We start from the raw sequence: 26,726 nt of genomic DNA on the forward strand, positions 1-26,726 counted from the left end.
GCGCCGGCGCCCGCGCCCGCGCCGCAAGAGCCGCCCGCCGCGGCGGCCACCCCGGCGCCGCAGCTGTTCCGCCCGCTGGTGGACAGCGCGGTCGAGGGCAACAGCGACATCGACATGATCATGGACATCCCCGTCCAGCTGTCGGTGGAGCTGGGCCGCACCCGGCTGACCATCAAGAACATCCTGCAGCTCGGGCAGGGCTCGGTGGTGGAGCTCGACGGCCTGGCCGGCGAGCCCATGGACATCTACGTGAACGGCTACCTGATCGCCCAGGGCGAGGTCGTCGCCGTGGAAGACAAGTACGGCATCCGCGTCACCGACATCATCACCCCCTCCGACCGCATCAAACGGTTGAACGGCCGGCGCTGAGTCCGCCATGACCGAAGCCGACACCCTACGCCTGATCGTCAGCCTGGTATTCGTCATCGTGCTGATTCTCGCCGGCATGTGGGCGGTGCGGCGCGCCGGCTGGCTGCGCGGCGCCCAGCCCGGCGCGTTCAAAGTCGTCAGCACGCAAAGCCTGGGCGCCCGCGCCTATCTTGCCATGGTCGAAGTCGAAGACGCCCGGCTGGTGCTGGGCGTGACCGCCAACCACATCAGCCTATTGCACACATTGCCCCCCGCCGACCCCGCGGCCAAGCCCGCCGAGCCGGCCGCCCAGGGCTTCGCCGCCGCGCTGGGCAGGGCCGTCAAGCGCCACTGAAATGAATCGCCCTCTTGCAGCCGCAGGGCTGCCCCGCAACCTTGCCCGGACCTTGTTCTGGCCGCTCGCGACGCTGGCGCTGGCCCTGCTCCTGCCGCTGGACGCCTACGCGCAGGCGGCCCTGCCGGCCATCACGTCCACCCCCAACGCCAACGGCAGCCAGACCTGGTCCCTGAGCATACAGACGCTGGTCCTGCTGACCATGATGTCTTTCCTGCCCGCCATGCTGATGATGATGACGGGCTTCACCCGCATCATCATCGTGCTGGGGCTGTTGCGCAACGCCATGGGCACCGGCGCCTCGCCGCCCAATTCGGTGCTGATCGGCATTGCGCTGTTCCTGACCTTCTACGCCATGTCGCCGGTCTTCGACCAGATCTACCAGGACGCCTACCAGCCGCTCAGCAGCGGCGCCATCGCCATGGAGGAAGCGCTGGACCGGGGCGTCAAGCCGCTGCACGCCTTCATGCTGAACCAGACGCGCGAAGCGGACCTGGCGCTGTTCGCCAACATGGCCAACGCCGGGGAGTTCGAGACCCCCGCGCAAGTGCCCCTGAGGGTGCTCGTGCCGGCTTTCGTCACCAGCGAACTGAAGACGGCGTTCCAGATCGGATTCACCATCTTCATTCCTTTTCTCATCATCGACCTCGTCGTGGCCAGCGTGCTGATGTCGCTGGGCATGATGATGGTGCCGCCGGTCACCATCTCGCTGCCCTTCAAGCTGATGCTGTTCGTGCTCGCCGACGGCTGGCACCTGCTGCTGGGCTCGCTGGCCCGCAGCTTCTATCAATAGGGGCAGGCGCATGACTTCCGAAACCGTGATGTCCATGACTTATCTCGCCATGAAGGTCGCGCTCTTCATGGCGGGGCCGCTGCTGCTGGTGACGCTGGCCGTGGGCCTGCTGATCAGCATTTTCCAGGCGGCGACGCAGATCAACGAAATGACGCTGTCCTTCATTCCCAAGCTGCTCGCGGTGGGCGCCGCGCTGGTGCTGCTGGGGCCGTGGCTGATCACCACGATGGTGGACTACATGCAGAATCTGTTCTCGCAGATCCCGGGCCTGGTCTCGTAAGCGGCAAGGCTTGTCGCCGGCGCCATGATTTCCTTCGACATCGACCAGCTCTACACCTGGATGAACGCCTTCCTGTGGCCGTTCTTCCGCCTGCTGGGGCTGCTGGGCACCGCCCCTTTGCTGGGCGATTCGGCCATTCCGGGCAAGGTCAAAGTGGGCCTGGCGGCGCTGGTCTCGATGGCGCTCGCGCCGGCCCTGCCGCCCATGCCGGACATCCCCACCGGCTCCTTCGCCGGGCTCTGGATCTCCGCGCAGCAGGTGCTCATCGGCATCGCCCTGGGCCTGGTCATGCGCATCGTCTTCGCCGCCGTGCAGACGGCCGGGGAGTTCATCGGGCTGCAGATGGGCCTGTCCTTCGCGTCGTTCTTCGATCCGGCCACGGGCGCGAACACCGCGGTGCTGGCGCGCTTCATGAACACGATGGCGATGCTGCTGTTCCTCGCGCTGAACGGCCATCTGATGATGCTGGGCGGCCTGCTGCGCACGTTCGACGTGCTGCCGGTGCGGCAGGGGCCGCTGGACATCAATGGCTGGGGGGTGCTGCTGGACTGGAGCTCGGAAGTGATGGTGTCGGGGATGCTGCTGGCCCTGCCGCTGATCATCGTGCTGTTGTCGATCAATCTGGCGCTCGGCATCCTGAACCGCACGGCGCAGCAGCTGTCGGTCTTTGCGGTGGGCTTCCCCATCAGCCTGATGACGGGGCTGGTCCTGCTGACCGTGGTCCTGCCGCAGTCCTCGCCTTTTCTTTCGCGCCTGTTCGAGGAAGGCTACGCCACCATGGGGCGGCTGATCCACGCGCTGGCCGGGCCTTAGCGCCGCGGGCGGGATCGCGGCGGCGCGCCTCTGTCGAGGCCGGCGCCGCGCCGATCCTTCGCGCCGTGAGGCCGGCGCCGCCTCGATCCTTCCCGCCGTGACGCCCGCCGGACGCCCGGCGGGAAACCCGGCAACGGTCAGGAATAAGACCCTTCCAGCGCCCCGACGCCGCCACGCGGCCCGGCCACTTCCATGGACTTGGCGGGCATGTCGATGACCTCGTTCGCATTGATCTTGAACACCGACACCGCATCGGCCAGCCGCTTCGCCTGCTCCTGCAGCGAACCGGCGGCCGCGGCGGCCTCCTCCACCAGGGCGGCGTTCTGCTGCACCACGCCGTCCATCTCCGTCACGGCGCGGTTGACCTGATCGATGCCCTCGGACTGCTCATGCGAGGCCGAGGAAATCTCGCCCATGATGGTGGTGACGCCTTGCACGGAGCCCACGACCTCGCGCATGATTTCGCCCGCCTCGCCGGCCTGCTTCGCGCCCGCCTGGACCTTGCGCTGCGATTCCTCGATCAGCACCTTGATTTCCTTGGCGGCCTGGGCGCTGCGCTGGGCCAGCGAGCGGACCTCGCCGGCCACGACCGCGAAGCCCTTGCCCTGCTCGCCCGCCCGCGCGGCCTCGACCGCCGCGTTCAGCGCCAGGATGTTGGTCTGGAAGGCGATGCCGTCGATCACCCCGACGATTTCCGCCATCTTGCCGGAACTGGTGGAGATTTCCTGCATGGTCGACACCACTTCCGAGACCGCCTTGCCGCCCCGCAGCGCGACTTCGGATGCGCTCTTGGCCAGGCTGTCGGCCTCCGTCGCGTTGTCGGTGTTCTGGCGCACCGTGCTGGCCAGTTCTTCCATGCTGGCGGCGGTTTGCTGCAGGGCCGCGGCCTGCTGTTCCGTGCGGCTGCTCAGGTCCGTATTGCCCAGGAAGATTTCGCGCGAGCCGAGGTTGATTTCCTCGACGCCGTCGCGCACGACGCTGACGGTGCGCGTCAGGCTTTCCTGCATGCGGCGCAGTGCGTCGTAGAGCACGCCGATCTCGTTGCGGGACTGCATGTCCACGCGCTGAGTCAGGTCGCCGTTGGCGATGCGGTCGAAATGCGTGCCGGCTTCGACCAGGCGCCGCACCACGACGCGGCCGAAGACGATGCGCATCAGGATCATCAGCAGGAAGCCGGCGATGACCGCCACCCCGATGGCGATGGCGGCGGTATGGAAGCTTTTCTCTGCTTCGTCATAGAAGCCGGCCTGCACGCGATCGATATAGGCGGCGAAGGCTTCGATGCCTTCCTGGAAGGCCGCCGCCCGGGCGATGCCGAACTCGTTGTTGACGAAATAGAAGGTCGTGTAGTCGTTGGTTTCCAGCGCCTGCACCATGGGTTCGATGCCGTCGTCGATATAGGGCCGGTACGAGCTGATGATGCGGGTGGCCAGGCGGCGGGCCTCCGGCGATTGGGGCGGTTCCTTGCGGAATTCATCGTACTCGTTCTTGACCTGCTCCAGCTTGTCCTTGGCGGACGCCAGCATGGTGCGCGCGGCCTCGCTGGTGCCGCTGCCGGCCGCCGCGGCCTCCTGCTGGTAGCGCGCGGCCACGAGCAGCGAAACGCGCGCGTCCATCATGTGCATGCCCAGCTGGTAGACCTGCTGGGCGCGCTTGTTCTGGCGCGCCATGGCGTTGACCTGGTCCAGATTGCTGGACAGGAACCAGGCGCCCATGGCGCCCACCGCGACGATCAGGACCATGAACATGGCCAGCACCAGCATGAGCGTGGTGCTGACTTTGGCGTCGGCCATGCGAAAACCGCGCCTGATGCGGGTTTTCTTTTTATCGTGAGACGAGGATTTTTTAGAAGTAGACATAACAGGACCTGAAAAGCTTTAGAAACTGCGAACCGGCGCCGCATGGTCGCCGTCATACCCATACTGATTCATGCGCGGGATGTTGATTGCATTGACAACGCGTTCGTAACGGCCGTCGGGGCCGAAAGAAAGCCATAGCTCACGGTTGAAATACACGGCGTCGGTCGCCAGCGTGGACTTGTAGGCCCATCTGGCGATGACCGAGCCGTCCGACTGCCGATAGACATCCACCGGGTCAGCGTGCATCAATGCACTGGCCTGCTGCAGCGTCGTCTGGCCGGGGGTGACCAGGTACAGCGACGACGTGTCGAAATTGCGCCCCGCGGTGCTGCACGCCGCCAAGGCCGCCGCAACGCTCAGAACCGACAGAACGCGGTACATCAGAACTCAACCCATTCGTCATCGGCCGGGTTGCTTTGCTTCGAAGCCCCGGGCGTTTTCATGACGTAGGACGCTTTGCCGGCGGAAGGCTCCGGCGCGGCCGCGGACGGCCTCTGGGCGGGCGGCGGCGCCCTGCGGCTGCGTTCGGCGGCGGCCGGAGCCGCCCCGTTGTGCCCCAGCGCCGCGGCTGCGGACGGGGCGGCGGCGGGCTTGGGAGCCTCCGCCTTGTGGCCCGCGTCCAGTGCCGGCGCGCGCCTGGGGGACGATGCCACCTGTTTGGCCGGCACGTCGATGATCTGGTTGGCCAGGAGCTTGTAGCCGGCCACCACGGAACTGATGCTGTTGACTTGTTCGCTGAGCGACACCGCGGATGCGGCGGCGTCCTGGACCAGCACGGCATTCTGCTGGGTCACGTGGTCCATTTGCGTGACCGCGCGGTTGATCTGGTCTATGCCCGAGGACTGTTCGGTGGTCGCCGCGGAGATCTCGCCCATGATGTCGGTGACGCGCGCGACCGAATCCACGATTTCCTGCATGGTGGCGCCGGCGCGCTCGACCTGGACGGACCCTTCCGACACCTGGCGGACGGAGTCTTCGATGAGCTGCTTGATTTCCTTCGCGGCCTGCGCGCTGCGCTGCGCCAGCGCCCGGACTTCGGACGCCACCACGGCGAAGCCCTTGCCCTGCTCGCCGGCGCGCGCGGCTTCGACCGCGGCGTTCAAGGCCAGGATGTTGGTCTGGAAGGCGATGCTGTCGATGACGCCCACGATGTCGGAAATCTTGCGCGAGGCGGAGGAAATGCCTTCCATCGTCGTCACGACTTCGCCCACCGCCTGGCCGCCGCGCTGGGCCACCTCGGAAGCCGTGGCCGCCAGCTGGTTGGCCTGGCGCGCGTTGTCGGCGTTCTGCTTGACGGTGCTGGCAAGCTGTTCCATGCTGGCCGCCGTTTGCTGCAAGGCGGCCGCCTGCTGTTCCGTGCGGGTGCTCAGGTCGGAGTTGCCGGCCACGATGTGCTGCGAGCCGCTCTGGATTTCATTCATCCCCATGCGCACCGTGCCCACCACGCGGACCAGGCTGTCCTGCACGCGCTTGAGCGCCAGGTACAGCGCGCCGATTTCGTTGTCGGAAACGACTTCGATGCGCTGCGTGAGGTCGCCGGCCGCGATTTGCTCGAACTGCGCGCTGACGTGGTCCAGCGGGCGCAGCACCGCGCGCGACAGCGTGTAGTACAGCAGAATGACGGCCAGCACGGCCAGGGCGAGCAAGCCCGCATACACGTAGGTGACGGTGGAGAAATGCTGTTCGACCGCCTGCGCCGCCGAAGACGCCCCCGCCCCGCTCAGCAGCGTGCTGACGTGGCTTTGGCTATACCAGCCGGTGAGGACCGCGCCCACGGTCAGAAGGCACAATAAGAAAACCACTATGGATAGGCTGGTTCTAAGCCGTAATTCTGTGAAACTCATTAATTATTCTCACTTTGCTAACAAACCGTAACGGTAACGTTCAAGCGTTGTCTCCACCTGAACCAATCTGGCATGTGCTTTATTGTGTCATATTGAATAGACTCGTAGCCTGGATTTTCTTGAACGCCATCGCGGCGGCTTCCAGCGCGGAAGCGCGCAGTTGAAGCTGGGCGGTGGCGCTGTAGTAATCGACGTCTTCCAGCTTGGACAGCTGGTTCGTATAGCCCAGGTTGCGCTGCGCGCCGTTGGCGTTCAATGCATCCACTTCGTTCATGCGCGCGCCCACCGACGAGCGCACGGTCAGGACGTTGTTGTAGTTGACGTCGATACGCTGCAGGGCGGTGGCCAGCATGTTCTGGAAGCGGGCGGACTGCGCCTCGCCGCTGCCCGTGCCGTCCTCGAGCGCCTTGATGATGCCGTCGAGCGTGTCGAAGATGTTGAGGTCGGTGTTGACTCCGTCGGCGGTGGGCTCGATGGTGAACGCAAACCCGCTGTCGGGGGTTGCGCCCAGATACAGCTCCAACCCTTCATTGGGCAGAGAAAGCATATTGGTTGCCGGATCGAAAGTCGCCGTGTTCGTGACCGGATTTCCGTCGAGATCCGAGTAGCTGACGGTATAGTCCGTGCCATTGAAGCTGACCTGGTAGCTCGTATTGTGCAGAACCTTGGACGCATCGATCACCTTCGGCGTACCCATGACGGGCGCCGCCGATGGGCCGGGAACATTCGTCGGGTACGCCATATACGCCGGCGCGCTCATGGGTTCGATCGTGAACTTGTCGCCGATTGCCGGACTGCCGCCCATTTCGACCTGGACGCCGCCCGGCAATGAAACCGTGTTGGCCTGCCCGGGTGTGAACGCCGCGCCGGACGTCTGGTAAACGTCATGGCCCGCGGCATCCTTGACGCTCACGGTATAGTCGGTGGCCGAGGTGAACTCCACGACGAAGGTATTGCCGACGCCGTGGCCGTTCGGGTCGACCAGAGAGGGTTTCCCTATCGTGCCGGAGCCGCTGTTGTTCGCATCGGCCAGCGTCAGATAGCCTCGCGTGCCCGGCGCCGCGCGCCCGAAGATGTCGCTGCCCACGTCGCTGGCGGCAATCTGGCGGGTCTGGTCGGCCTGGATGTTGCGCTGGTGGGCGTCCCCCACGTAGCTGACCTTGCCGCCGACTTCCTGAAACGGCGAGACATTGCCCTGGGCGCCCGAAAACAGGTATTGCCCGTTGCCGTCGGTGGCGTTGGCCAGGCCCAGCAGGTTGCTGCGCGCTTCTTTCAGGACATTGCCCAGCGTTGCGCGGTCGACGTCGGACATCGTGCCGTTGCCGGCCTCCACCAGGCGGGTCTTCACGTCCTGCAGCAGCAGGGTGACCGAATTCAGCGTGGTTTCTTCCAGCGCCAGATTGCGGTTCAGCACGCTGCGGTTGGCTTCGAACCGCGCGTTGAGGCTTTGCGACTGGCTGATGTTGACGGCCTGCGCGGCCGCCAGGGGGTCGTCCGCCGGCGTGATCATGCGCTGGCCGCTGGCGACCTGCTGATAGATGTGCATCAGGTCGGACTGCTGGGTATGGATGGAGTTCAGACCGGTCTGGAAAAACAGGGTGGAGCTGATACGCATGGTCGGAATCCTGAAAAATTAAGTGCGCAGACTGAGCAGGGTGTCGAACAGCGAGGAACTGACGTCGATCAGCTTGGACGCGGCGCGGAACTGCTCCTGGAACTGCATCAGCTGTACGTATTCTTCGTTGAGGTTCACGCCCGACACCGCCTGCTGGGCGGCGTAGTTCTGTTGAATCAAGGAGGCCGTGGCCTTGGCTTCGGTGCCGTTCTGCTGGGTCAGCACGCCCACCTTGTTGACGATTTGCGAGAAGGCTTCGTTGAAGCTCATGGAACCGTTGCCCAAGGTTTTCTGGGTCTGCAGTTTTGCCATGGCCAGCGCGTTGTCGCCGTTGGCGTTGCCGGTGTTCGGCGCGGCGGCCGCTATGTTGGCGGGGTCGTTGATTTCCAGGCTCAAGTCGGCGCCGGCCGCGCGGGTCGGGCGGATCAGCCAGCTGTCGCCTACATTGGCAGGCGCGGGAGCTGCGGAAAACGTGATTTCCATCCCGCCGAGCGATACCGTTGCCGGATAGGTGTCCGCAAGTGCTGGGCCGGGAGTCACCGCCCCGCTGGGGATACTGGTAATTTCGTATCCTAGCGGTGCGCCAGTGGTCTCATCGCGCTTCACCGAAATACGGTAGTCTTCGGCGGTCAGTGCATCCACATCCGTCAGGTCCACCGTTATCGACGGCGCGCCGGCGCTGTTGTGGCTGCCGGGCACGGCCTTGATCGAGCCGGCCGCCGTGAAGTCCGTGAAGAAATGGCCGCCCGCGATATTGCCCAGATCCACGCCCTGCGCATGCGCCTCGTTCACGGCCACCGCCAGGCCCATCGCCAGGCGGCCCAGGTTGTTCTGCACCGCATCCAGCGCTTCCTGCCGGTAGCTGATCAGCCCGGCGAGCGTGCCGCCCTTGATGCGGCTTTCGTCGAGCTCGACGCCGATCACGTTGCCGGTGTTGTCCTTGATGGTGTAGGCCAGCACGGTGCGCTGCGGGTCGTCGGCCGACGGCTGGGCCCGCAGCGGGTAGACGGTGTCGCCGCCGAGCAGGATCTGGCCGTTGCCGATGGACAGGTTGACCTTGCCGTCCTGCTCGAAGGACTTGACGCCGACCAGCTGGTTCAGTTCGGACAGGAGCTGGTCGCGCTGGTCGAGCAGGTCGTTGGGTTCGTGCGCGCCGGTCGCGGAGGCGCGCGCGGTGGTGATGCGGGTGTTCAGGTCGCGGATCCGCTCCACGTAGCTGTTGATCTGTTCGACCACGGTCGTGATCTGGGTGTTGATGTTGCCGCGCTGGTCGTTCAGGAACTGGTTGGCGTCGTTGATCTGGCCCACCAGACTGGCGGCGCGGCCCAGCAGCTCCTGCCTTGCGGCGCTGTCGGCCGGCTCGGACGCCACGGCCTGTATGCCGTCGAAGAATTTTTGCAAGGCGGGCGTGATGCCCACGCTGCGATCGGCGAACAGATTGTTGATCTGGACGATTTCGTTGCCGTAGGAGGTGATGGACGCCCCTTTGCTCTGGGCGTCGACCAGCTGCTTGTACAGAAAGCCGTCGTAAGAGCGCTGAACCGTCACCGCCTGGACGCCCCGGCCGATATAGCCCGCGCCGGTGGCCTTGGCGCCCGCCGTCTGCACCAATACCGACTGGCGGTTGTAACCATCGGTCGTGGCATTGTTGAGGTTATGGCCGGCCGTTTGGAGGCGGTTCTGCGCCGCGTTCAATGCCGTGAGACCCAGGTTGGCTAAGTTCATGTTTGAATCCGCTTACAGTCGGGCGGTCGTGCATGCCGCCCGCGTGTTAATACCATCTGTTGAGTTAACGACCGGCGAGCCGGAAGCTTTAGCCCGCATGGGCTCAGTCCCGCGACGCCAGGCGCTTGCCCGAATCGAAATACGACATGACGGAAATCAGCTTGTCGGAATACGCCGGGTCGGTGGCGTAGCCGGCCTCTTGTATCCGCCGGGCGGCGTCTTCCGCCGTGCGCGCTTCCACCACCGCCTCGTAGCGCTTGCTGTGGCTGATCAGCCGCGCATAATCGGCAAAAGACTCCTCGTACGAATCGTAGGCGCGGAACGGCTGCTTCACTTTCTGCGCCACGCCGTTTTCATATTCCGTGGTCAGCACGTGCACGACCTTGCCCTTCCAGTTCGGGCCGGCCTTGATGCCGAACAGGTTGTGGGTCGTGCTGCCGTCCTCGCGGCGGATCTCGCGCCGGCCCCAGCCCGACTCCAGGGCGGCCTGCCCCAGTATCAGCTTCTCCGGCACGCCGCTTTCGCGGGCGGCGGCCCGGGCGGCATGCGACATGCGGCTGACGAAATTCTGGACATGCTCGGGCGCGCCCTTGATGGCGGCATAGATTCTTTCCGTGGCGGGGTTGCGCGTCAGCACGCCGATCAAGGCGTCGATGGAGTCGGCGTCTTCGCGCCGCGGCTCGCCGACGGTGGACCGCAGGCCGGGCAAGCGGGATTTGGCGAGCTCGGGCGGCGCGGCCTGGACTTCGGACTCGGCGGCGCCCTTGACGCGCCGTATCTGGTCCAGCAGCGCCTGCGCCAGCCCGATGCCCGGCTTGGCGAGGTTCAGGGCCAGCTGCTCGTCCGCCATGCCCTGGGCCAGGCGGGTCTGGTCGCTGTCCAGCAGGGTGGGCGTGGCCGCCTGGCGCGCCTGCTTGAGCATCTGCTGCAGGAACAAGGCCTCGAACTGCTGGGCGACCTGTTTTTCTTCGTCCGCGCTGGCGCCCTTGGGGCCGCTCACGCCTTTTTTCAGCGTGTCCAGGCTGCGGAAATCCAGCGCCGACGGGGTGTGCGCGCTGCCGGGCCGGGGGATGTGCTGGACGAAAGTCATGGCGGGCCGTCCTAGATGATTTCCAGATCGGCGCGCAGCGCGCCGGCGCTCTTCAGGTTCTGCAGTATGGACAGCAGGTCCTGCGGCGTCGCGCCCAGCGCGTTCAGGGCCCTGACCACGTCGGCCAGGTTGGCGCTGGTGCGCACGTGCTGCACGCTGCCGGTGTCCGACCGCATCTCGATATTGGTGTTCTCGGTGACCACCGTCCGCCCGCCGGCGAACGGCGTATCGGGCTGGCTGACCTGCTGCTCCTTGCTGATGACGACGGAAAGATTGCCGTAGGCGATGGCCGCCTCTTCTATCATCACCGTGCGGTTCATCACCACCGAACCGGTGCGCGCGTTGATCACGACTTTCGCGCGGGCCGGCGGCAGCTGGACCTGGATGTTCTCGACGCGCGACAGGAAAGCCGTCTGGGCCGCCGGATCGACGGGCCCGCGCAGCTGGATGACCCGGCCGTCCAGCGCCGTGGCGACGCCGGCGCCGAACTGCTTGTTCAGCGCCGCCACCACGTTCTGCGCGGTTCCGAAGTCGGTGTCGTTCAGTTCGAGCCGGATGACGCCGTCGCGGGAATACGCCGTGGGGACGCCGCGTTCGACGATGGCGCCGTTGGCGATGATGCCGCCGTTGAGCTGGTTGACCTGGACGCTGGACCCGCCGGACTGCGCGCCGGCGCCGCCCACCAGCAGGTTGCCCTGGGCCAGCGCATAGACCTGGCCGTTGGCGCCTTTGAGCGGCGTCATCAGCAGGGTGCCGCCGCGCAGGCTCTTGGCGTTGCCCATGGAGGACACTACGACGTCCAGCGTCTGGCCGGGCTGGGCGAACGCCGGCAGCCGGGCGGTGACCATGACGGCCGCCACGTTCTTGACCTGCATGTTGGTGCCCTGCGGCACAGTGACGCCCAGCTGCGACAGCATGTTCGTCAGGCTCTGCTGCGTGAACGGCGTTTGCCGGACCTGGTCGCCGCTGCCGTCCAGGCCCACGACCAGGCCATAGCCGATGAGCGGGTTCTCGCGCACGCCCTGGATGGACGCCAGGTCCTTGATGCGGTCGGCCTGGGCGGCCGACATGGCCAGGCCGCAAAGCGCCGCCAGGGCGGCGCGCAACAACCGGCGCCGCCACGCGGAAAAACTGAAGTATGGGGACGCGGCCATCATGTCAGAACGGGGAAATATTCAGGAAGAAGCGCTGCAGCCAGCCCATGGTCTGGACTTCGTCCATGACGCCCTTGCTGCGGAATTCGATCCGGGCGTCCGCCACCTGAGTGGAGGAGACGGTGTTCGAGCCGGTGATCGAGCGCGGGTCCACCACCCCGGAAAAACGCAGGTGCTCGCTGCCCCGGTTGATGGCGATCTGCTTGTCGCCCGCGATCTGGAGGTTGCCGTTGGGCAGCACCCCCACGACCGTGGTCGTGAGCGTGCCCGAGAAAGTGTTGTCGGCGCGCGTCGAGCCTTTGCCGTCCATGGCGTTTCCGCCTTCCACGTCGAAGTTCTGCTTGTCGCCCAGGCTGCTGGGCAGGAAGGCCGGCACGCCGTCCCAGCCCAGCGAGGAGCTGCCCGTGCGGTTGGTGGTGGTCTGCACGTTCTTGGCGGCGTTGGTCTTTTCCTGGATCACCACGGTCACGATGTCGCCCACGTTGCGCGGCCGCCTGTCTTCGAACAAAGGGTAGTTGCCGTAGGCGGTGGGCTGGTAGATGGAACCGTTGGGCTCGGCCGCCGGCATGGCCGCATGCACCGGCGGCTGCGCGGTCAGCGGGCCGGTGACGACCGGCTCGGGCGGCACCAGGGCGCAGCCCGATGCCAGGGCCGCGGCCAGGCAGGAAAGAAGACGGAAAACTCGTTTAAGCATCGATTACAGTTGGGTCAGGCGCGCCAGCATCTGGTCGGAGGTCTGCACCGCCTTGCTGTTCATTTCATAGGCGCGCTGGGTGGAGATCATGTTGACCAGCTCTTCCGCCACGTTCACGTTGGACGTTTCGGTGTACTGCTGCAGCACCAGCCCGGCGCCGTCCAGGCCGGGCTGCCCGAAGTTGGCTGGGCCGGACGCATCGGTCTCGACATACAGGTTCTCGCCCATGCTCTGCAGGCCGGTGGGGTTGATGAAGGTGCTGAGCTGCAGCTGGCCGATCTCGACATTGGTGCCGACCGCCCCGGGCTGGGTGACCGACACCGTGCCGTCGCGCGCGATCGTGATCGTCAGGGCGTTGTCGGGTATGTTGATGGGCGGCTGTATGGGATAGCCGCCCGCCGTCACCAGTTGGCCGTTCTGGTCCACCTGCAGGCTGCCGTCGCGGGTGTAGGCGAAGGTGCCGTCGGGCATTTCCACCTGCAGGAAGCCCTTGCCCTGGATGGCGATGTCCAGGGTGTTGCCGGTGTTCTTCAGGTCGCCCTGGGTGTGGATGCGTTCCGTGGCCACGGTGCGGGCGCCCGTGCCGATCTGCAGGCCGGAAGGCAGCTGGTTGGCCGCGCCCACCTGGGCGCCCGGCTGGCGTATCGTCTGGTACATCAGTTCCTCGAACACGGCGCGCGTGCGCTTGAAGCCCGTGGTGTTGACGTTGGCCAGGTTGTTGGAAATCACATCCATGTTGGTCTGCTGTGTTTCCAGGCCGGTCTTGGCGATCCAAAGTGAACGTATCATTTTAGTTGCTCGATAATATGGAATTGGCGCGCTCGGCATTGGTGCCGGCGTCCTGGATGATCTTCATCTGCATTTCGAAGCGGCGGGCGTTGGCGATCATGCCCACCATGGCTTCGGCGGGATTCACATTGCTTTTTTCCAGGAAGCCCGAAACCATGCGCACCCGCGGATCCTGTGGCGCGGCCTGGCCCTCGGCCAGGCGGAACAGGCCGTCGTCGCCGCGCTGCATGTCGGCGGCCGGCGGATTCACCAGCTTGAGCTGGCCCAGCATCTGCAGGTCGTTGGGGTTGTCGCCCGCACCCAGGGCGGAAATCTGGCCATCGACCGAAAACGTGATGATGCCGCGCTCGGGCACTTCGACCGGCGCGTTGTCGGCCGACAGCACCGGGTGGCCCTGCTGGGTGACCAGCAGGTTGTCCTGGTTCACGGCCAGCTCGCCGGCGCGGGTATAGGCTTCGCCTTGCGGCGTCATGACGCTGAACCAGCCCTCGCCGGAAATCGCGAGGTCCAGCGCATGGCCGGTTTCCGCCATCACGCCTTGCTGGAAGCTGCTGCCCGGGGTGGCCGTCACCGTGCCGATGCGCGTGGGCAGGCCCTGGTCGCCGACCACCGGCACGGAACGATAGTGCGCCATCTGCTCGCGAAAGCCGGTGGTGTTGACGTTCGCGAGGTTGTTGCTGATGACCGACTGCTGTTCCAGCAAGCGGGCGGCGCCGCCCGCCGCCGTGTAGATGATGCGATCCATTGCGCCGTCTTATCGCATGGTGATCAAGGTCTGCAGGATCTGGTCCTGCGTCTTGATGGTCTGGGCGTTGGCCTGGTAGGTGCGCTGGGCGATGATCATGTTGACCAGTTCCTGGCTCATGTCCACGTTGGATTCCTCGACCGCCTGGCCGGCGATGGTGGCCAGGCCGTTGGTGCCGGGCGTGCCCAGTATGGGCTGCCCGGACGCGGAGGTTTCGACCCAGGCATTGCCGCCCACTGGCTGCAGGCCTTGCAGGTTCGGGAAATCGGCCAGCGTCAGCATGCCCTGCACCATGGTCTTGCCGTTGGTGTAGTTGGCCACGATGGAGCCGTCGGTGGCGATGGACATGCTGGCATAGGCGCCGGCGCCGTAGCCGTCCTGGGTGAAGCTGTAGCCGAAGTCATCGCCGAATTGCGTCGTGCCGTCGTACTTGAAGTTGAGGACGAGATCCTCCGCGGGGGAATTCGTGCCGCCGATGCTCGCGAACGTGATGGCCGCAGGCGCGGTCGCGGGGTCGAGCACGCCGCCGGATGTGAACGTCAGGGTGTTTTTCGTGGGGTGCACCGCTTCGCTGTCCAGCTGATAGTGGACGTCCCATACGCTGGTATCGCCCGCAGCCGACTGCTTGACGAAATATTGAGTCAGCTGATGCGCATTGCCCAGAGAGTCATACACCGTCATCGGCAGCGAATGGTTGTAGCTCTTGGGGTCGGGCACCGTCGAGGGAGCCGTGACGTTGGGAAACGACGGCGTTCCGATGACTTCTTCGTCCGCGTCCAGATTCATCTTCGGGGCGACTTCCGTCGTCGCCTTGGGCGCGATGTTCCCCGTCGGCACCCGAACCATGGCGGGCGTCGTGCCAAGGGTTCCCGTCGCCTGGTCCACCATGTAGGCCGTCAGGGTATGCCCTTGCGCGTTGGTCAGATACCCTTCCTTGTTCGGCGAGAACTGGCCGTTGCGCGTGTACAGCACCGCGCCGCTCGGGTCCACCACGCGGAACAGGCCCTTGGCGCCGTCTATGGCCATGTCGAACTGGTTGCCCGTGGTGGCGACCGTGCCTATGGTGAAGCGCTGATTGATGCTGGCCACCTGCGCGCCCAGGCCCACGCGCGAGCTGGCGTAGACGTCGGCGAAGGACGCGGTGGCGGCCTTGAAGCCCACCGTGCCGGAGTTGGCGATGTTGTTGCCGATGATGTCCAGGTTCTGCGCCGCCGCGTTCAACCCGCTCAAGCCTTGTCCGAAACCCATGATTTAACCTCGTGTGATGATCTTCAAATATTGTTCAACTACATGATCTTGCGGATGTCCAGCAGCGAGTGGCTGCCGGCCAGTCCCAGGTCCAGCTGCAGACCGCTGGACGAATACGCCACGCTGGACACCTTGCCGTAGGTCAGCGCGCCGACCGAGACGGGTGCGCCGGCGGAGTCGTAGGCGGCCACCTGCACGTTGTAGGCGCCGTCCGGTGCGGCCACGCCGCCGTCGTCCTTGCCGTCCCAGCTCAGGGAATACACGCCCGATGACGTGGCGTCCATTTCCATCTTGCGGATGGCCTTGCCGGAGTTGTCGGTGATGGTGACGACGACTTTCGTCGCGTCGGAAATCAAGTCCATGCCGAACGGCGTGGCGACCTTGGCGCCGCCCTCGCCCGTGCTGCCCAGCGACACCTTGCTGCCCGGCACCAGGACCTCCTTGCCGATCAAGGAGGCGGCCTGCATGGACTGGGAGACGTCCATCTGCCCCGACAAGGCCAGCAAGGTGTTGTTCAGTTGGTTGATGCCGTTCACCGTGGACAGCTGGGCGATCTGCGAGGTCACCTGCGCATTGTCCATGGGATTGAGCGGGTCCTGGTTCTGCAGCTGCGTCACCAGCAGGGTCAGGAAGCGTTCCTGGGTGTCGCCCATCAGGCTTTTGGTGCTGTTGGCCGCGGCCGCCAGGGCGGCCGCCGTGCCGCCCGCGCTGTCTGTCTGGTTGATCGTGGTCACTGATCGCTCCGTAAAAGTGCGCGGCGTCATTGACCGATGGTCAAGGTGCGCTGCATGAGGCTCTTGGCCGTGTTGATGACTTCCACGTTGGCCTGGTACGAGCGGGAAGCCGAAATCATGTTGACCGTTTCGGCCACCACGTCCACGTTCGGCATGGTGACGTAGCCGTCTTCGTTGGCCAGGGGGTTCTTGGGGTCGTACTGCAGGCGCTGCGGGGCGCTGCTTTCCACCACCTGGGCGACCCGCACGCCGCCGACCGAATGCGGGGCCTGCTGGCTTTCGACGGGCGTCATCTGGAAGACGACCTGGCGCGCCCGGTACGGCTGCCCGTCCGGGCCGGCCACGCTGTCGGCGTTGGCCAGGTTGCTGGCCGTGACGTTCATGCGCTGCGACTGCGCGGTGAGCGCCGAACCGGCAATCTGGAATATGCTCATTGTGGACATGAATGCTTCCTGGCTGGCTATGCTTATTGCTGCAAGACGGACATCAAGCTCTTGATGCGCGCGGAAATGACGGAAAGGTCGGTCTGGTAACGCATGGTGTTGTCGGCGAACTGGACGCGCTCGGCGTCCATGTCGACCGTGTTGCCGTCCAGGCTGGGCTGCAGCGGCTGCCGGTACAGCAGCTCGGCCGTGGCGTCGCCCTGGGCCTTGCCCGGTATGTGGCGCGCCGACGTCAGCGCCAGCTGCGTGTCGGGCAGGCGCAGGCTGCCGCTCGCGCCCATGGCGTCCTGCAAGGCGGCGCTGAAGTCGAAGTCGCGCGCCTTGTAAAATGGCGTGTCCGCATTGGCGATGTTGGCGGCCAGGACTTCCTGGCGCTGCTGGCGCAGCCCAAGCGCGATTTGATGGAACTTTAGGTCGTCGCCGATTCTGTCGATCATTTGCCGTTCACCGGGGCCGTCGCGGCCTGTTTGATGCTGAAACCGGGGCCGCGATCGCGGCCATGCGGGCGGGCGGCCTTTCACCGCTCCTACAACGCCATAGTACCGGCACCCCGGCCGCGACAAAGTATGAAATAAGGCGCTAATTGACAGTCAATTCCAGGCTTGAGGCCGCCCTTCCCCGCCACTACAATTCCGACCATGCCCAAGCTTTTCGCACTGCCCGCCCTGATTGCGGGGTCCACCGCCCTGGCGGCCTCGGCGTTCGCCCAGGTCCAGCCGGCGCAGGCCTTGCAGGACCCGGCCCAGGTGGCGGCCGCGGCCGAAGAATTCCTGCAACTGCAGGCGGCCGGCTATCCCGGCGCCGCCACGGTGTCCGTCGAACCGCCCCGCCTCGCCCATCACGCCCGCTGCGACCGCCTGGAACCCTTCCTGAGCAGCGGCCAGCGCCTGCGCTCGCGCATGACGGTCGGCGTGCGCTGCGCCGCCCCGCAAACCTGGACCGCCTACGTGCAGGCCAACCTGAGCATCCAGGGCCATTACTACGTCGCCAACCGCGGCATCAATGTGGGCGACACGCTCAGCCTGGACGACCTGAACGCGCGCGAAGGCGACATCCTGCGGCTGTCGAACGGCGTGGTCTTCGACCCCAGCCAGGTGGTGGGGCATATCGCCCAGCAGCGCATACCGGTGGGCTCGCCGATCAAGTCCAGCGCGCTGCGCGACCCGAACTCCATCGTCCGCGGGCAGGCGGTGCGCACGGAGGCCCGGGGCGTGGGCTTCGTGGCCAACGGCGAAGGCCAGGCGCTGCAAAGCGGCGCGCCCGGCGCGCAGATCCAGGTCCGCACCAGTTCGGGGCAAATCGTTACGGGAACCGTCGTGAACGGCACCACGGTTCAGGTTACGATGTAGCCTGCGGCCGGCGAAACACCGCAACAAGCCTAAAGATTGGCGCCTGTTGGCCGTAAAGGAAGGCAGATTCACGCAGTACACTACCGCCAGCATTACGGAGATCGCTTTGAAAATCACCCCACCCTCTATCAAAAGCCCGGTAGCCGGCCCTGTGGCGGGCACGCGGACGGACAGCGGGACCAGCGCATACGCGTCGTCCGCCTCCGGTGCGGCCGGCAGGAGCGCGGTGGATCTCAGCGCGGCGGCGCGCAATCTGTCCAGCCTGGAAAACAGCCAGAACGACGTCAATGTCGCGAAGGTCCAGGAAATCCGCGACGCCCTGGCGTCGGGCCGGCTCGTCATCGATCCCAGCCGCATTGCCGACGGCCTGCTCGCCAGTGTGCGCGATCTATTGAAGTAAACATTTTCCCCGCCTCAGTTTCCCCGCATGAACGACGCCGTTGCCCAGCTTGAAGCCAGCCTGCAGGAAGAGCTCGGGCTGATCCAGGAATTCAACACGGTTCTGGAGGCCGAAGCCGAGGCCTTGACCGCCGGCAATGACGATGCGCTGGCGGCAAGCACCGCCCGTAAAAATCAGTATGCGGAACGCTTGGCCGAGGCCGGGCGGCGGCGCAATGGCTTATTGGGCCGCTTGGGGTACGAGCCCGACCAGCCCGGCCTGGATGCGGCCTGCGCGGCGCATCCGTCGCTGCGGGCCGGCAGCCGGGCGCTGCTGGACGAGGCCCGGCGTGGGCGGGACCTGAATACCGCCAACGGGATCCTGATAGACACCTTCCTGGCGCACAATCAGCAGACGCTGGATGCGCTGCGGCAGCTGGCGGGCATCGGCGACCTTTACGACGCCAAGGGGCGCAGCCGGTCGAGCACGGGCAAGACGCGCAACATCAAGGCCTGAATGCCGTCGGGCCCGCGAGCGCGGGCCGCGGCGCCAGGAATGCCGGGGCGACTCACGCGCCCGCGGCCTGCCCCCATAATTCCTTCAAGGCAAAGAGCTTGTACAAAGCCTGCGGCGCGCTCAAGCCCGGCAGCCCCGGCTTCGCGATCAGGCCGCCGCCCACGTTGCGCGCCAGCGCGGCATCGGGGGACTGCTTGAGCTGCCAGGCGGCAAGGCCGGACTGCATGGCCACCAGCGCCTTCTTCTGCTCGGCCTGGGCCCCGCCGCGGCGGGGCAGGACCTGCCAGATCCGGGCGCCGAAGCGCATGGCCTGCTTGCCTTCCGACTTCAACAGCAGGGCCCGGGCCAGGGTTTCGAACTCCCCGGCGGCGGGCGCATTGCCCAAGCCCAGCAGCGACTTGATGACCGCCCCGGTCGTCCGGTCGACGATGCGCAGGGACACCAGTTGCGCGCTCAGGTCCGGATTCTGCCGTGCCGCCAGCTGGACCGTCTCGGCGGCGGCCCAGAGCGCGACATTGCCGCCGGGTACGCCCGCGATCTCGGCCAGCCGGGGCAGCTTGGCATCGTCGACGATCAGCGTGTGCCGCAGCGTCTTGGCGACGGCGCCGACGGTGGTGCCCGTGGCGTCGACCTCGACCCGCGTGGTGGGCGCGCAGGCCGCCAGCCACGGGGCGCCCAGGGAATCGACCCGGCGCCACAAGGGCTGGTTGCCGCCGTCGAACACATGCAGGACCGGCAGGCCGGCGTGCTCCGTCGCCAGCCACTCGACCTGGTGGAGCAAGGCGTCGGCGGAGGAAGGCGCCGACTGGGCGCTGTCGCCGGTGGACGACAGCCAGCCTTGCCCGGATGCCAGCTGCTGCATGGGCGTCGCCAAAGCCTGGCCCTTGTCGCCGAAGAACAGCGTAGCCCGGAGCTGCGCGCGCTCGCCGTCGAAGGGCGGCAGGGAGATCTGGTCATGGAGGGCGAGCAGCAAGGGGATGCCGCCTTCCGACATTTCGTTCTGCGCGACCCGCGCCATGTGCCGGACATAGCTGTCCAGCGGCGCGGGGTCGGGGTGGCCGGACGTGTGGCCGCGCCACAAGTCGTAGGCTTCCGAGACGGCGGCGCAGTCGTCGATGTAGGCGCAGGCCGACTGCATGTCGTCCATCGACAATTCCGAACCCATTTCGCCCGCCATGGAAAGCAGGCGCGGCAGCAGATGCTTGCGGCGCGCTTCGGCCGTCGCGGCTTCGGCCTGGTCGGCCGAGGGCTTGCTGAGCGACATCAGGGCGGCCAGGTCGGCTTCGGTCGGCGCATAGAGCGCCTTCACGTGGCGGCTGTGCACGAGCGCCTGGTCGACCAGTTCGGCGGCGTGCAGGAAATGGAGGTCCTCGGGGACTTTCTGCCCCGTGGAGACATAATGTATGGGCAGCTTGTAGCGCAGCGCGGTGTCCAGCGCGGCGCCCAGGCGGCTGGCTTCGTCGGCCTTGGTGATGATGCAGCCTTTCAAGGGCGTGCCGCCGTCGTTGGCATAGTTGCGGGCCACTTCATCGAGCGTGTCGCCGTGGCTGGGCGCATTGAGCACCAGCAGCCGGGTGACCGGCCGCCCCGCCCCCGCCAGCATGGCCGCCTGTTCCGCGATGTAACGATCGCGCTGGCTGATGCCCACGTTGTCGATCAGCATGGTCTGGTCCGGCGCCACCGCCTGCATGACCTGCCGGAGCTCGTTCACGTTCTGCACCACGTGCACCGGCACGCGGAGCATCTGGCCGTATATCTTCAGCTGCTCGTGGGCGCCGATCCGGTAGGTGTCGGTGGTGATGAGCACGAGGCTGCCCGGCCCCGAGCGCCGCACGCAGCGCGCCGCCAGCTTGGCGATGGTCGTGGTCTTGCCGACGCCCGTCGGGCCGACCAGGGCCAGCGCCAGGCCGGGCTTCCAGAGATCGTCTTCGCTGCGCAGGACCGGCAAGTGGCGCACCAGCTCATTGCGCGCCCACTGGAAGGCCGCCTTGCCCGACAGCTGTTCGGGCAGGCGCTTGAGCATGGCGCGCAGCAGGGCCGTGCTGAAGCCGAAGCCCAGCAAGGCCTGGAACAGCGCCACGGCCTGGGGCGCCCGCCGCAGCTGGTTGCCCCACAGCAATTCGTCTATGCGGCTTTCGAGCGCGCCGCGCATGTCGCCGATGGCGCTCATGAGGTCGACCGGCGCGGATGCGTCGGCCGGGAGGGAAACGGAAGGCTCGGCGAAGCCCGCGCCCGCCTGGGCCTGGGCCTGGGTCTGCTGCGCCGCCGCGGCCGACGTGGGATCGGTGGCGAGGATCTCCACCCCGCCGTTGACCCGGCGATTCGAGACGATGAGGGCGTCGGGCCCAAGAGCCAGGCGTACTTGACGCAAAGCTTCGCGATTGGTGCTGCCGAAGAAACGACTTATGTTCACGCTGCGCTACCACCTATCACCGCGGTAATCCGCAGGACACGTTCATCGGGAATTTCAACACTGGAGAGCACGCCCAGCTGCGGGAAATGATGCCGCAGGAAGCGTGACAACGAAGGACGCAACACGGGGGGAACCACCAGCACCGCCGCATCGCCGTTGTTCTCCTGGAATTGTACCGCGCGATCCGCTTCTGTCAGCACGCTCTCGGCCAGTCCGGGCTCGAGCGCGCCGCTGGTGGTCAGCGCCTGCGTCAGCACTCTTTCCAGGCGCGGGTCCAGGCCGATGACGCGCAATTCGCCGTCGCCCGGGAACCATTGCTGGGTGATCGCGCGGCCGAGCGCGGCGCGGATCAGGGCCAGCAGCTCGCCCGGATCCGGGCCGGTGCCGTTGGGATTGAGCGCGGCCAGCCTCGGCGCGTGCTCGGCCAGCGTCTCGATGATGGTGCGCACGTCCCGTATGGGCACTTCTTCTTCCAGCAGGCCGCGCAGCAGCTTCTGCAGCAGCGTCAGGCTGACGGTCTTGGGCACCAGGTCCTCCACCAGCTTGGGCGCCTCGCGGCCGATGTGGTCGAGCAGCTGCTGGACTTCCTGGCGGCCGAGCAGCTGGGCCCCGTAGCGGTGCATCAAGTGGTTCAGATGGGTGGCGATGACGGTGCCGGCGTCGACCACGGTATAGCCCGCGATCTGCGCCTGCTCGCGCAGGCCGACGTCGATCCAGACGGCCGGCAGGCCGAAGGCGGGATCGGTGGTGGGCGTGCCCGGAAGCTTCATGGTGACGCCGCCCGGGTCGATGGCCAGCCACTGGCCGGGCGTGGCCGAGCCGCGCCCGACTTCCACGCCCGAGAGCAGGATGCGGTAGTCGTTGGGCTTGAGCTCCAGGTTGTCGCGTATGTGCACGACGGGCGGCAGGAAGCCGACGTCCTGGGCGAACTTCTTGCGCAGGCTGCGGATGCGGTGCAGCAGCTCGCCGTTCTGCGCGTGGTCGACCAGCGAGATCAGGCGATAGCCGACTTCCAGGCCCAGCGGGTCCACCAGGGAGACGTCGTCCCAGCTGGCTTCGGCCGCGGCCGCCTCGACGGCGGCCTGCGCCTTCTGCGGCTCCTCGACCAGCTTGGCGCGTTCCGCCAGCCCGCGCTTGTGCATGGCCCAGCCGCCCGCCGCCATCGCCGCCGCCAGCAGCAGGAAGGCCACGTGCGGCATGCCGGGGATCAGGCCCATGGCCGTCATGATGCCGGCCGTGATGAACAGCACGTTGGGGTTGGCGAACAGCTGGCCGACCATTTGCTGGCCCACGTCTTGGTCGGTGGCCACGCGCGACACCACGACGCCCGCGGCCGTGGAGATGACCAGCGCCGGAATCTGCGCGACCAGGCCGTCGCCGATGGTGAGCAAGGTGTAGACGCGGCCCGCCTCGCCGAAGCTCAGGCCGTGCTGCGCCACCCCGATGATCAGGCCGCCGACGATGTTGATGACCATGATGAGCAGGCCGGCGACGGCGTCGCCCCGCACGAACTTGCTGGCGCCGTCCATGGAGCCGTAGAACTCGGCCTCCTGGCCGACTTCCGTCCGGCGCCGGCGGGCTTCGTCTTCGCCGATGAGCCCCGCGTTCAGGTCGGCGTCGATGGCCATCTGCTTGCCGGGCATCGCGTCCAGCGTGAAGCGCGCGCCCACTTCGGCGATGCGCCCGGCGCCCTTGGTGATGACCACGAAGTTGATGATGACCAGGATCACGAACACCACGATCCCGACCGCGAAGTTGCCGCCCACCAGGAAGTGGCCGAAGGCCTCGATGACCTGCCCGGCGGCGTCCGGGCCTTTGTGCCCGTGCATGAGCACGACGCGGGTGGAGGCCACGTTCAGCGCCAGCCTGAGCAGGGTGGCGAACAGCAGCACGGCGGGGAAGGCGGCGAAGTCCAGCGGCTTCTTGGTGAACATCGCGACCAGCAGGATCATCACCGACAGCGAAATATTGAAGGTGAACAGCAGGTCCAGGATGAAGGGCGGCAGCGGCAGGATCATCATGGCGAGCACCATGAGGATCAGCACCGGCCCCGCCATCAGGCGGGCATGGGCCGAGCCGCTGTCTTTGAGTATGGCTAGAAAACTGTTCATGATGCGTTCGCCGCAACCTTTTCCTTACTTTCGGGGTCCAGCCCCGGGGGAATGACCAGACGCTCGGGGCGCCGGGGCTCGACGCCCATGCCCGGGTTCCAGTTGCGCAGCTGGAACACCCAGGCCAGCACTTCGGCCACGGCGGCATACAGCGCGGCGGGAATCTCCTGCCCCAGCTCCACGTTGTGATAAAGCGCCCGGGCCAGCGGCGGCGCGCTGAGTATGGGCACTTTGTGTTCTTCGCCCACGCCGCGTATGCGCGCCGCGGTCAGGCCGGAGCCCTTGGCGACGACCGTCGGCGCGGCCTGCCGCCCTTCCTTGTAGGACAGCGCCACCGAATAGTGGGTGGGGTTGGTGACGATGACGTCGGCCTTGGGCACTTCGGCCATCATGCGGCGCCGCGCCATCGCCCTTTGCTGCTGCCGGATCCGCCCCTTCACGTGGGGGTCGCCGTCGCTTTCCTTGTTCTCCTGCTTGACGTCCTGGCGCGACATGCGCAGCTTCTTGAAATGGCTGAACAGCTGCCAGGGGGCGTCGATCAGCACGATCAGGATGAGCCCGCCGACGATCAGGGCGCAGCACAGCGCGACCAGGCCGATGCCGGCGGCCAGCGCCGCGGTGGGCGAGGCGTGCATCAGCGAGATCATCTGGTCGACATAGTGGGAAATGACCATGACGGCCACGCCGCCCACCACGGCGGCCTTGACCAGGGTCTTGAGCAATTCGACCAGGGTCTGCGCCGAGAACATGCGCGCCACGCCCTTCAGGGGATTGAGCCGCTCGAACTTGGGCGCCAGGGCCTTGGTCGACAGCAGCAGGCCGCCCAGCAGCACCGACGCCAGCACGGCCGTGGCCGCCAGCAGGCCGAACATGGGCAGCAGCATGTACAGGGCCTGGGACGCCGAGCCGGCCGCGACGTCGAGCATGACCTTGGTGTCCTGCCCCACCCGCGTGTCGAACCACAGGCCCGCGCGCAGGATGTCGGTGAGGCTCTGGTACATGCCCGCCCCGCCGACCCACAGCGCGGCGACGCCGGCGGCCAGCAACAGAAAAGTGTTCAGCTCGCGCGAACGCGCGACCTGCCCCTCCTCGCGCGCCTTTTCCAGGCGCCGGGGTGAGGCCGGTTCGGTTTTTTCGAGGTCGCTGTCCTCTGCCATTCAATGCCAAAAAAGTGACTGGTCGCAATGATCCAGGCAGATTCTAGTCGACCGCGCAAGCGGTGAATGAGCGGAGCTATGCGGAGAAAAGCGCCCTATTCCGGACCCTAGAACCCCAGGCTGGCCAGCAGGTCGTCGACCTGGTCCTGGCTGGTCACCACGTCGACCTTGCCCTCGGGGTTGACCTCGGGGCCGTTCAGCAGGGATTCGGCTTCTTCGCGCCGCTCTTGCGGCACGTTGTCGATCAGCACCTGCACCAGTTCGGTCTCGATGGCCGACACCACGCCCAGCATCTTCATGATGACCTGGCCGGTGAGGTCCTGGAAGTCCTGCGCCATGATGATGTCCAGCAGGTTGTCCTGGGACGTCTGCGCCTTGGCGGGTATGTCCTTGAGCAGGGCGCGGGTGTCGTCCACCAGCTCGCGCGCTTCGGACAGTTCCACCGGGTGGTCGAACCACTGCTGCCAGCGCTGGTCCAGCGCCTTGGCGTCGCGGATCATGCTTTCCTGCAGGGGTTGCGTCTGTTCCGCGGCGTTCAGCACGCGGTTCGCGGCCTGCTCCGTCATGCGCGCGACGTAGTGCAGGCGGTCGCGCGCGTCGGGGATGGCGTGCGCGGCTTCTTTGATGGCCTGGTCGAGCCCGAGTTCGCGCATGCTCTGGCGCAGCATGCGCGTCAGCGACGCGATGCGGTGGATCAGGTCGACCGGCTGGTCCTCGGGGAAATTCGGGGGCGGGCTGCTCTTGGGCGCTTCCATCGTGATCTCCTTAGGAACCGATCTTCTCGAAGATCTTGTTCAGCTTTTCTTCGAGCGTCGCGGCGGTGAACGGCTTGACCACATAGCCGTTGGCGCCCGCCTGGGCCGCCGCGATGATGTTTTCCTTCTTGGCCTCGGCGGTGACCATCAGCACCGGAAGCTTGCTCATGTTGGGATCGGCGCGGATGTGCTTGAGCATTTCCAGGCCGTCCATGTTGGGCATGTTCCAGTCGGAGACGACGAACTCGAAGTTGCCGTTGCGCAGTTTTTCGAGGCCCATGGCGCCGTCTTCGGCCTCGTCCACGTTCTCGAAGCCCAGATCCTTCAGCAAATTCTTGATGATCCGGCGCATGGTTGGAAAATCATCAACAACCAGGATCTTCATGGTTTTCTGTACCACTTAACATTCTCCAAATAATTAATCGGCCATTGATCCGCGGGAAGCTTCAGACCCGATGGCCATAAGACCCGGCACTCGCCAGAATCCGTTCGCTGATTTCCGACAAAGGCACCGCCGCATCCGCGGCGCCTATGAGCAATGCCTCGCGCGGCATGCCGAACACGACGCAGCTGGCTTCGTCCTGCGCGAAGGTGACGGCGCCCGCTTCCTTCATGGCCAGCAGGCCTTGCGCGCCGTCCTTGCCCATGCCCGTCAGGATGACCCCGATGGCGTTCTTTCCCGCGACCTCGGCCGCCGAATGGAACAGGACGTCGACCGACGGCCGGTGGCGGTTGACGGGTTCGCTGTAGTCCAGCTTGACCACGTAGTTGGCTCCCGAGCGGGCCAGCTTCATGTGGGCCACGCCGCCCGGCGCCAGGTAGACGTGGCCGGGCAGCACGCGCTGGCCGTCCTCGGCTTCGTGGACCTGCATGGCGCACAGGTTGTCCAGCCGCTGCACGAAGGAGCGCGTGAAGCCGGCCGGCATGTGCTGAGTGATCATGATCGCGGGGCTGTTGGCGGGCAAGGGCTCGAGCACCTGGCGGATGGCCTCGGTGCCGCCCGTGGACGCGCCTATCATGACCAGCTTCTCGGTCGTGGAAAAGTGCTGGACCAGGCGGCGCGCCGGCGCCGTGGACGGCTGGACGGCCTGGCGCGGGCGCGAATTGGCCGCGGCGCGTATCTTGTCGGCGATGAGCTCGCTGTATTCGAGCAGGCCGTCGCGCAGCCCCAGCTTGGGCTTGGTGACGAAATCCACGGCCCCGAGTTCGAGGGCGCGCAGCGTGACTTCGGAATTGCGCTCGGTCAGGGACGACACCATGACCACGGGCATGGGGCGCAGCCGCATCAGCCGCTCCAGGAAGTCCAGCCCGTCCATGCGCGGCATCTCGACGTCCAGCGTGAGGACGTCGGGGTTGTGCTGCTTGATGAGTTCGCGCGCGACGAGGGGATCGGGCGCGGCGGCGACCACCTCCATATCCGGATGGCTGTTGATGATCTCCGTCATCAATCCCCGCACCAGAGCGGAATCATCGACACACAGGACACGTATTTTTTTCATTGTTGCTTGAATCTATAG

Annotated in this window: 28 protein-coding genes; 8 read left to right on the top strand and 20 right to left on the bottom strand. The window is 66.2% G+C overall.

Annotated elements, in window-relative coordinates; all coding sequences use genetic code 11:
- From fliN to fliR, 5 genes are all read left to right on the top strand, one after another.
- Positions 1–369: flagellar motor switch protein FliN (fliN, locus tag H0A72_RS02745; RefSeq protein ID WP_180153544.1), on the top strand; the 369-nt coding region annotated here is incomplete at its 5' end.
- 7 nt (positions 370–376) lie between these two features.
- Complete coding sequence (gene fliO / locus H0A72_RS02750; RefSeq protein WP_180153545.1) at positions 377–703, top strand: flagellar biosynthetic protein FliO; 327 nt, start codon at positions 377–379, stop codon at positions 701–703.
- 1 nt (position 704) lies between these two features.
- Positions 705–1,496, top strand: coding sequence for a flagellar type III secretion system pore protein FliP (fliP, locus tag H0A72_RS02755; protein ID WP_180153546.1), 792 nt, complete (start codon positions 705–707; stop codon positions 1,494–1,496).
- A 10-nt stretch (positions 1,497–1,506) separates the two neighbouring features.
- Complete coding sequence (gene fliQ, locus H0A72_RS02760) at positions 1,507–1,776, top strand: flagellar biosynthesis protein FliQ (protein ID WP_180067352.1); 270 nt, start codon at positions 1,507–1,509, stop codon at positions 1,774–1,776.
- A 24-nt stretch (positions 1,777–1,800) separates the two neighbouring features.
- The gene (fliR, locus tag H0A72_RS02765) at positions 1,801–2,589 is read left to right on the top strand and encodes a flagellar biosynthetic protein FliR (RefSeq protein ID WP_180153547.1); all 789 of its coding nucleotides are present in this window, start codon (positions 1,801–1,803) and stop codon (positions 2,587–2,589) included.
- Between the two features lie 137 nt (positions 2,590–2,726).
- Here the strand turns inward: fliR and H0A72_RS02770 are convergent, their stop codons facing one another.
- From H0A72_RS02770 to flgB, 14 genes are all read right to left on the bottom strand, one after another.
- Positions 2,727–4,448, bottom strand: a complete 1,722-nt coding sequence (locus tag H0A72_RS02770) for a methyl-accepting chemotaxis protein (RefSeq protein WP_180153548.1) — start codon at positions 4,446–4,448, stop codon at positions 2,727–2,729.
- Between the two features lie 18 nt (positions 4,449–4,466).
- Positions 4,467–4,829, bottom strand: coding sequence for a hypothetical protein (locus H0A72_RS02775; protein WP_180153549.1), 363 nt, complete (start codon positions 4,827–4,829; stop codon positions 4,467–4,469).
- Positions 4,829–6,292, bottom strand: coding sequence for a methyl-accepting chemotaxis protein (locus tag H0A72_RS02780; RefSeq protein ID WP_180153550.1), 1,464 nt, complete (start codon positions 6,290–6,292; stop codon positions 4,829–4,831). The genes H0A72_RS02775 and H0A72_RS02780 overlap by 1 nt, the downstream gene beginning before the upstream one ends.
- Positions 6,293–6,371: 79 nt before the next feature.
- On the bottom strand, positions 6,372–7,907 hold the full coding sequence (gene flgL, locus H0A72_RS02785) for a flagellar hook-associated protein FlgL (RefSeq protein WP_180153551.1): 1,536 nt from the start codon (positions 7,905–7,907) through the stop codon (positions 6,372–6,374).
- 18 nt (positions 7,908–7,925) lie between these two features.
- Entirely contained in the window at positions 7,926–9,632 is a 1,707-nt protein-coding gene (gene flgK, locus H0A72_RS02790; protein ID WP_180153552.1) for a flagellar hook-associated protein FlgK, read from the bottom strand.
- Positions 9,633–9,735: 103 nt separating this feature from the next.
- Positions 9,736–10,722 (bottom strand): flagellar assembly peptidoglycan hydrolase FlgJ, encoded by a 987-nt coding sequence (flgJ, locus tag H0A72_RS02795; RefSeq protein ID WP_180153553.1) that lies wholly within the window; start codon positions 10,720–10,722, stop codon positions 9,736–9,738.
- A gap of 11 nt (positions 10,723–10,733) precedes the next feature.
- Positions 10,734–11,876: a flagellar basal body P-ring protein FlgI gene (locus H0A72_RS02800; RefSeq protein ID WP_180154013.1), complete on the bottom strand. Its 1,143-nt coding sequence runs from the start codon at positions 11,874–11,876 to the stop codon at positions 10,734–10,736.
- Positions 11,877–11,880: 4 nt separating this feature from the next.
- Positions 11,881–12,570, bottom strand: coding sequence for a flagellar basal body L-ring protein FlgH (locus H0A72_RS02805; protein ID WP_180153554.1), 690 nt, complete (start codon positions 12,568–12,570; stop codon positions 11,881–11,883).
- A gap of 3 nt (positions 12,571–12,573) precedes the next feature.
- Positions 12,574–13,359: a flagellar basal-body rod protein FlgG gene (gene flgG, locus H0A72_RS02810; RefSeq protein WP_180153555.1), complete on the bottom strand. Its 786-nt coding sequence runs from the start codon at positions 13,357–13,359 to the stop codon at positions 12,574–12,576.
- A gap of 1 nt (position 13,360) precedes the next feature.
- Positions 13,361–14,104 carry a flagellar basal-body rod protein FlgF gene (gene flgF / locus H0A72_RS02815; RefSeq protein ID WP_180153556.1) on the bottom strand — a complete coding sequence of 248 codons (744 nt, stop codon included), beginning with the start codon at positions 14,102–14,104 and terminating at the stop codon, positions 13,361–13,363.
- A gap of 9 nt (positions 14,105–14,113) precedes the next feature.
- Positions 14,114–15,352 carry a flagellar hook protein FlgE gene (gene flgE, locus H0A72_RS02820; protein ID WP_180153557.1) on the bottom strand — a complete coding sequence of 413 codons (1,239 nt, stop codon included), beginning with the start codon at positions 15,350–15,352 and terminating at the stop codon, positions 14,114–14,116.
- A gap of 38 nt (positions 15,353–15,390) precedes the next feature.
- Positions 15,391–16,086 carry a flagellar hook capping FlgD N-terminal domain-containing protein gene (locus H0A72_RS02825; RefSeq protein WP_180153558.1) on the bottom strand — a complete coding sequence of 232 codons (696 nt, stop codon included), beginning with the start codon at positions 16,084–16,086 and terminating at the stop codon, positions 15,391–15,393.
- Between the two features lie 26 nt (positions 16,087–16,112).
- Positions 16,113–16,529, bottom strand: a complete 417-nt coding sequence (gene flgC / locus H0A72_RS02830) for a flagellar basal body rod protein FlgC (protein ID WP_180153559.1) — start codon at positions 16,527–16,529, stop codon at positions 16,113–16,115.
- Between the two features lie 23 nt (positions 16,530–16,552).
- Positions 16,553–16,966 (bottom strand): flagellar basal body rod protein FlgB, encoded by a 414-nt coding sequence (flgB, locus tag H0A72_RS02835; protein WP_180153560.1) that lies wholly within the window; start codon positions 16,964–16,966, stop codon positions 16,553–16,555.
- A gap of 201 nt (positions 16,967–17,167) precedes the next feature.
- Here flgB and flgA point away from each other — a divergent pair, with 201 nt between their 5' ends.
- The 3 genes from flgA to H0A72_RS02850 all read left to right on the top strand — a co-directional run bounded on the left by flgA (position 17,168) and on the right by H0A72_RS02850 (position 18,773).
- Positions 17,168–17,878 carry a flagellar basal body P-ring formation chaperone FlgA gene (flgA, locus tag H0A72_RS02840; RefSeq protein WP_180153561.1) on the top strand — a complete coding sequence of 237 codons (711 nt, stop codon included), beginning with the start codon at positions 17,168–17,170 and terminating at the stop codon, positions 17,876–17,878.
- Between the two features lie 106 nt (positions 17,879–17,984).
- Positions 17,985–18,278 (top strand): flagellar biosynthesis anti-sigma factor FlgM, encoded by a 294-nt coding sequence (gene flgM / locus H0A72_RS02845; RefSeq protein WP_180153562.1) that lies wholly within the window; start codon positions 17,985–17,987, stop codon positions 18,276–18,278.
- Between the two features lie 27 nt (positions 18,279–18,305).
- Positions 18,306–18,773 carry a flagella synthesis protein FlgN gene (locus tag H0A72_RS02850; protein WP_180153563.1) on the top strand — a complete coding sequence of 156 codons (468 nt, stop codon included), beginning with the start codon at positions 18,306–18,308 and terminating at the stop codon, positions 18,771–18,773.
- Positions 18,774–18,825: 52 nt separating this feature from the next.
- Here the strand turns inward: H0A72_RS02850 and flhF are convergent, their stop codons facing one another.
- From flhF to H0A72_RS02880, 6 genes are all read right to left on the bottom strand, one after another.
- On the bottom strand, positions 18,826–21,186 hold the full coding sequence (gene flhF / locus H0A72_RS02855; RefSeq protein WP_180153564.1) for a flagellar biosynthesis GTPase FlhF: 2,361 nt from the start codon (positions 21,184–21,186) through the stop codon (positions 18,826–18,828).
- Positions 21,183–23,297, bottom strand: a complete 2,115-nt coding sequence (flhA, locus tag H0A72_RS02860) for a flagellar biosynthesis protein FlhA (protein WP_180153565.1) — start codon at positions 23,295–23,297, stop codon at positions 21,183–21,185. The genes flhF and flhA overlap by 4 nt, the downstream gene beginning before the upstream one ends.
- Positions 23,294–24,454 carry a flagellar biosynthesis protein FlhB gene (gene flhB / locus H0A72_RS02865; RefSeq protein WP_180153566.1) on the bottom strand — a complete coding sequence of 387 codons (1,161 nt, stop codon included), beginning with the start codon at positions 24,452–24,454 and terminating at the stop codon, positions 23,294–23,296. Before flhB ends, flhA begins: the two co-directional genes overlap by 4 nt.
- A gap of 107 nt (positions 24,455–24,561) precedes the next feature.
- Positions 24,562–25,209 carry a protein phosphatase CheZ gene (cheZ, locus tag H0A72_RS02870; RefSeq protein WP_180153567.1) on the bottom strand — a complete coding sequence of 216 codons (648 nt, stop codon included), beginning with the start codon at positions 25,207–25,209 and terminating at the stop codon, positions 24,562–24,564.
- Between the two features lie 10 nt (positions 25,210–25,219).
- Entirely contained in the window at positions 25,220–25,609 is a 390-nt protein-coding gene (gene cheY / locus H0A72_RS02875) for a chemotaxis response regulator CheY (RefSeq protein ID WP_180153568.1), read from the bottom strand.
- A 46-nt stretch (positions 25,610–25,655) separates the two neighbouring features.
- Positions 25,656–26,708: a protein-glutamate methylesterase/protein-glutamine glutaminase gene (locus H0A72_RS02880; protein WP_180153569.1), complete on the bottom strand. Its 1,053-nt coding sequence runs from the start codon at positions 26,706–26,708 to the stop codon at positions 25,656–25,658.
- Positions 26,709–26,726: the final 18 nt, after the last annotated feature.

The sequence above is a fragment of the Parapusillimonas granuli genome (genome assembly GCF_013416525.1).
Lineage (GTDB): Bacteria > Pseudomonadota > Gammaproteobacteria > Burkholderiales > Burkholderiaceae_B > Parapusillimonas > Parapusillimonas granuli.

Bases quoted from the DNA above. Each gene is read 5' to 3' on its own strand.
- fliO (WP_180153545.1), top strand. From the start codon at position 377: ATGACCGAAGCCGACACCCTACGCCTGATCGTCAGCCTGGTATTCGTC.
- flgF (WP_180153556.1), bottom strand. From the start codon at position 14,104: ATGGATCGCATCATCTACACGGCGGCGGGCGGCGCCGCCCGCTTGCTG.
- flgA (WP_180153561.1), top strand. From the start codon at position 17,168: ATGCCCAAGCTTTTCGCACTGCCCGCCCTGATTGCGGGGTCCACCGCC.
- flhA (WP_180153565.1), bottom strand. From the start codon at position 23,297: ATGAACAGTTTTCTAGCCATACTCAAAGACAGCGGCTCGGCCCATGCC.
- H0A72_RS02805 (WP_180153554.1), bottom strand. From the start codon at position 12,570: ATGCTTAAACGAGTTTTCCGTCTTCTTTCCTGCCTGGCCGCGGCCCTG.
- H0A72_RS02770 (WP_180153548.1), bottom strand. From the start codon at position 4,448: ATGTCTACTTCTAAAAAATCCTCGTCTCACGATAAAAAGAAAACCCGC.
- flgK (WP_180153552.1), bottom strand. From the start codon at position 9,632: ATGAACTTAGCCAACCTGGGTCTCACGGCATTGAACGCGGCGCAGAAC.
- flgC (WP_180153559.1), bottom strand. From the start codon at position 16,529: ATGTCCACAATGAGCATATTCCAGATTGCCGGTTCGGCGCTCACCGCG.
- fliP (WP_180153546.1), top strand. From the start codon at position 705: ATGAATCGCCCTCTTGCAGCCGCAGGGCTGCCCCGCAACCTTGCCCGG.
- fliQ (WP_180067352.1), top strand. From the start codon at position 1,507: ATGACTTCCGAAACCGTGATGTCCATGACTTATCTCGCCATGAAGGTC.
- H0A72_RS02850 (WP_180153563.1), top strand. From the start codon at position 18,306: ATGAACGACGCCGTTGCCCAGCTTGAAGCCAGCCTGCAGGAAGAGCTC.
- flgJ (WP_180153553.1), bottom strand. From the start codon at position 10,722: ATGACTTTCGTCCAGCACATCCCCCGGCCCGGCAGCGCGCACACCCCG.
- flgB (WP_180153560.1), bottom strand. From the start codon at position 16,966: ATGATCGACAGAATCGGCGACGACCTAAAGTTCCATCAAATCGCGCTT.
- flgG (WP_180153555.1), bottom strand. From the start codon at position 13,359: ATGATACGTTCACTTTGGATCGCCAAGACCGGCCTGGAAACACAGCAG.
- flgE (WP_180153557.1), bottom strand. From the start codon at position 15,352: ATGGGTTTCGGACAAGGCTTGAGCGGGTTGAACGCGGCGGCGCAGAAC.
- fliR (WP_180153547.1), top strand. From the start codon at position 1,801: ATGATTTCCTTCGACATCGACCAGCTCTACACCTGGATGAACGCCTTC.
- flgL (WP_180153551.1), bottom strand. From the start codon at position 7,907: ATGCGTATCAGCTCCACCCTGTTTTTCCAGACCGGTCTGAACTCCATC.
- cheZ (WP_180153567.1), bottom strand. From the start codon at position 25,209: ATGGAAGCGCCCAAGAGCAGCCCGCCCCCGAATTTCCCCGAGGACCAG.
- flhB (WP_180153566.1), bottom strand. From the start codon at position 24,454: ATGGCAGAGGACAGCGACCTCGAAAAAACCGAACCGGCCTCACCCCGG.
- H0A72_RS02775 (WP_180153549.1), bottom strand. From the start codon at position 4,829: ATGTACCGCGTTCTGTCGGTTCTGAGCGTTGCGGCGGCCTTGGCGGCG.
- H0A72_RS02880 (WP_180153569.1), bottom strand. From the start codon at position 26,708: ATGAAAAAAATACGTGTCCTGTGTGTCGATGATTCCGCTCTGGTGCGG.
- H0A72_RS02800 (WP_180154013.1), bottom strand. From the start codon at position 11,876: ATGGCCGCGTCCCCATACTTCAGTTTTTCCGCGTGGCGGCGCCGGTTG.
- H0A72_RS02780 (WP_180153550.1), bottom strand. From the start codon at position 6,292: ATGAGTTTCACAGAATTACGGCTTAGAACCAGCCTATCCATAGTGGTT.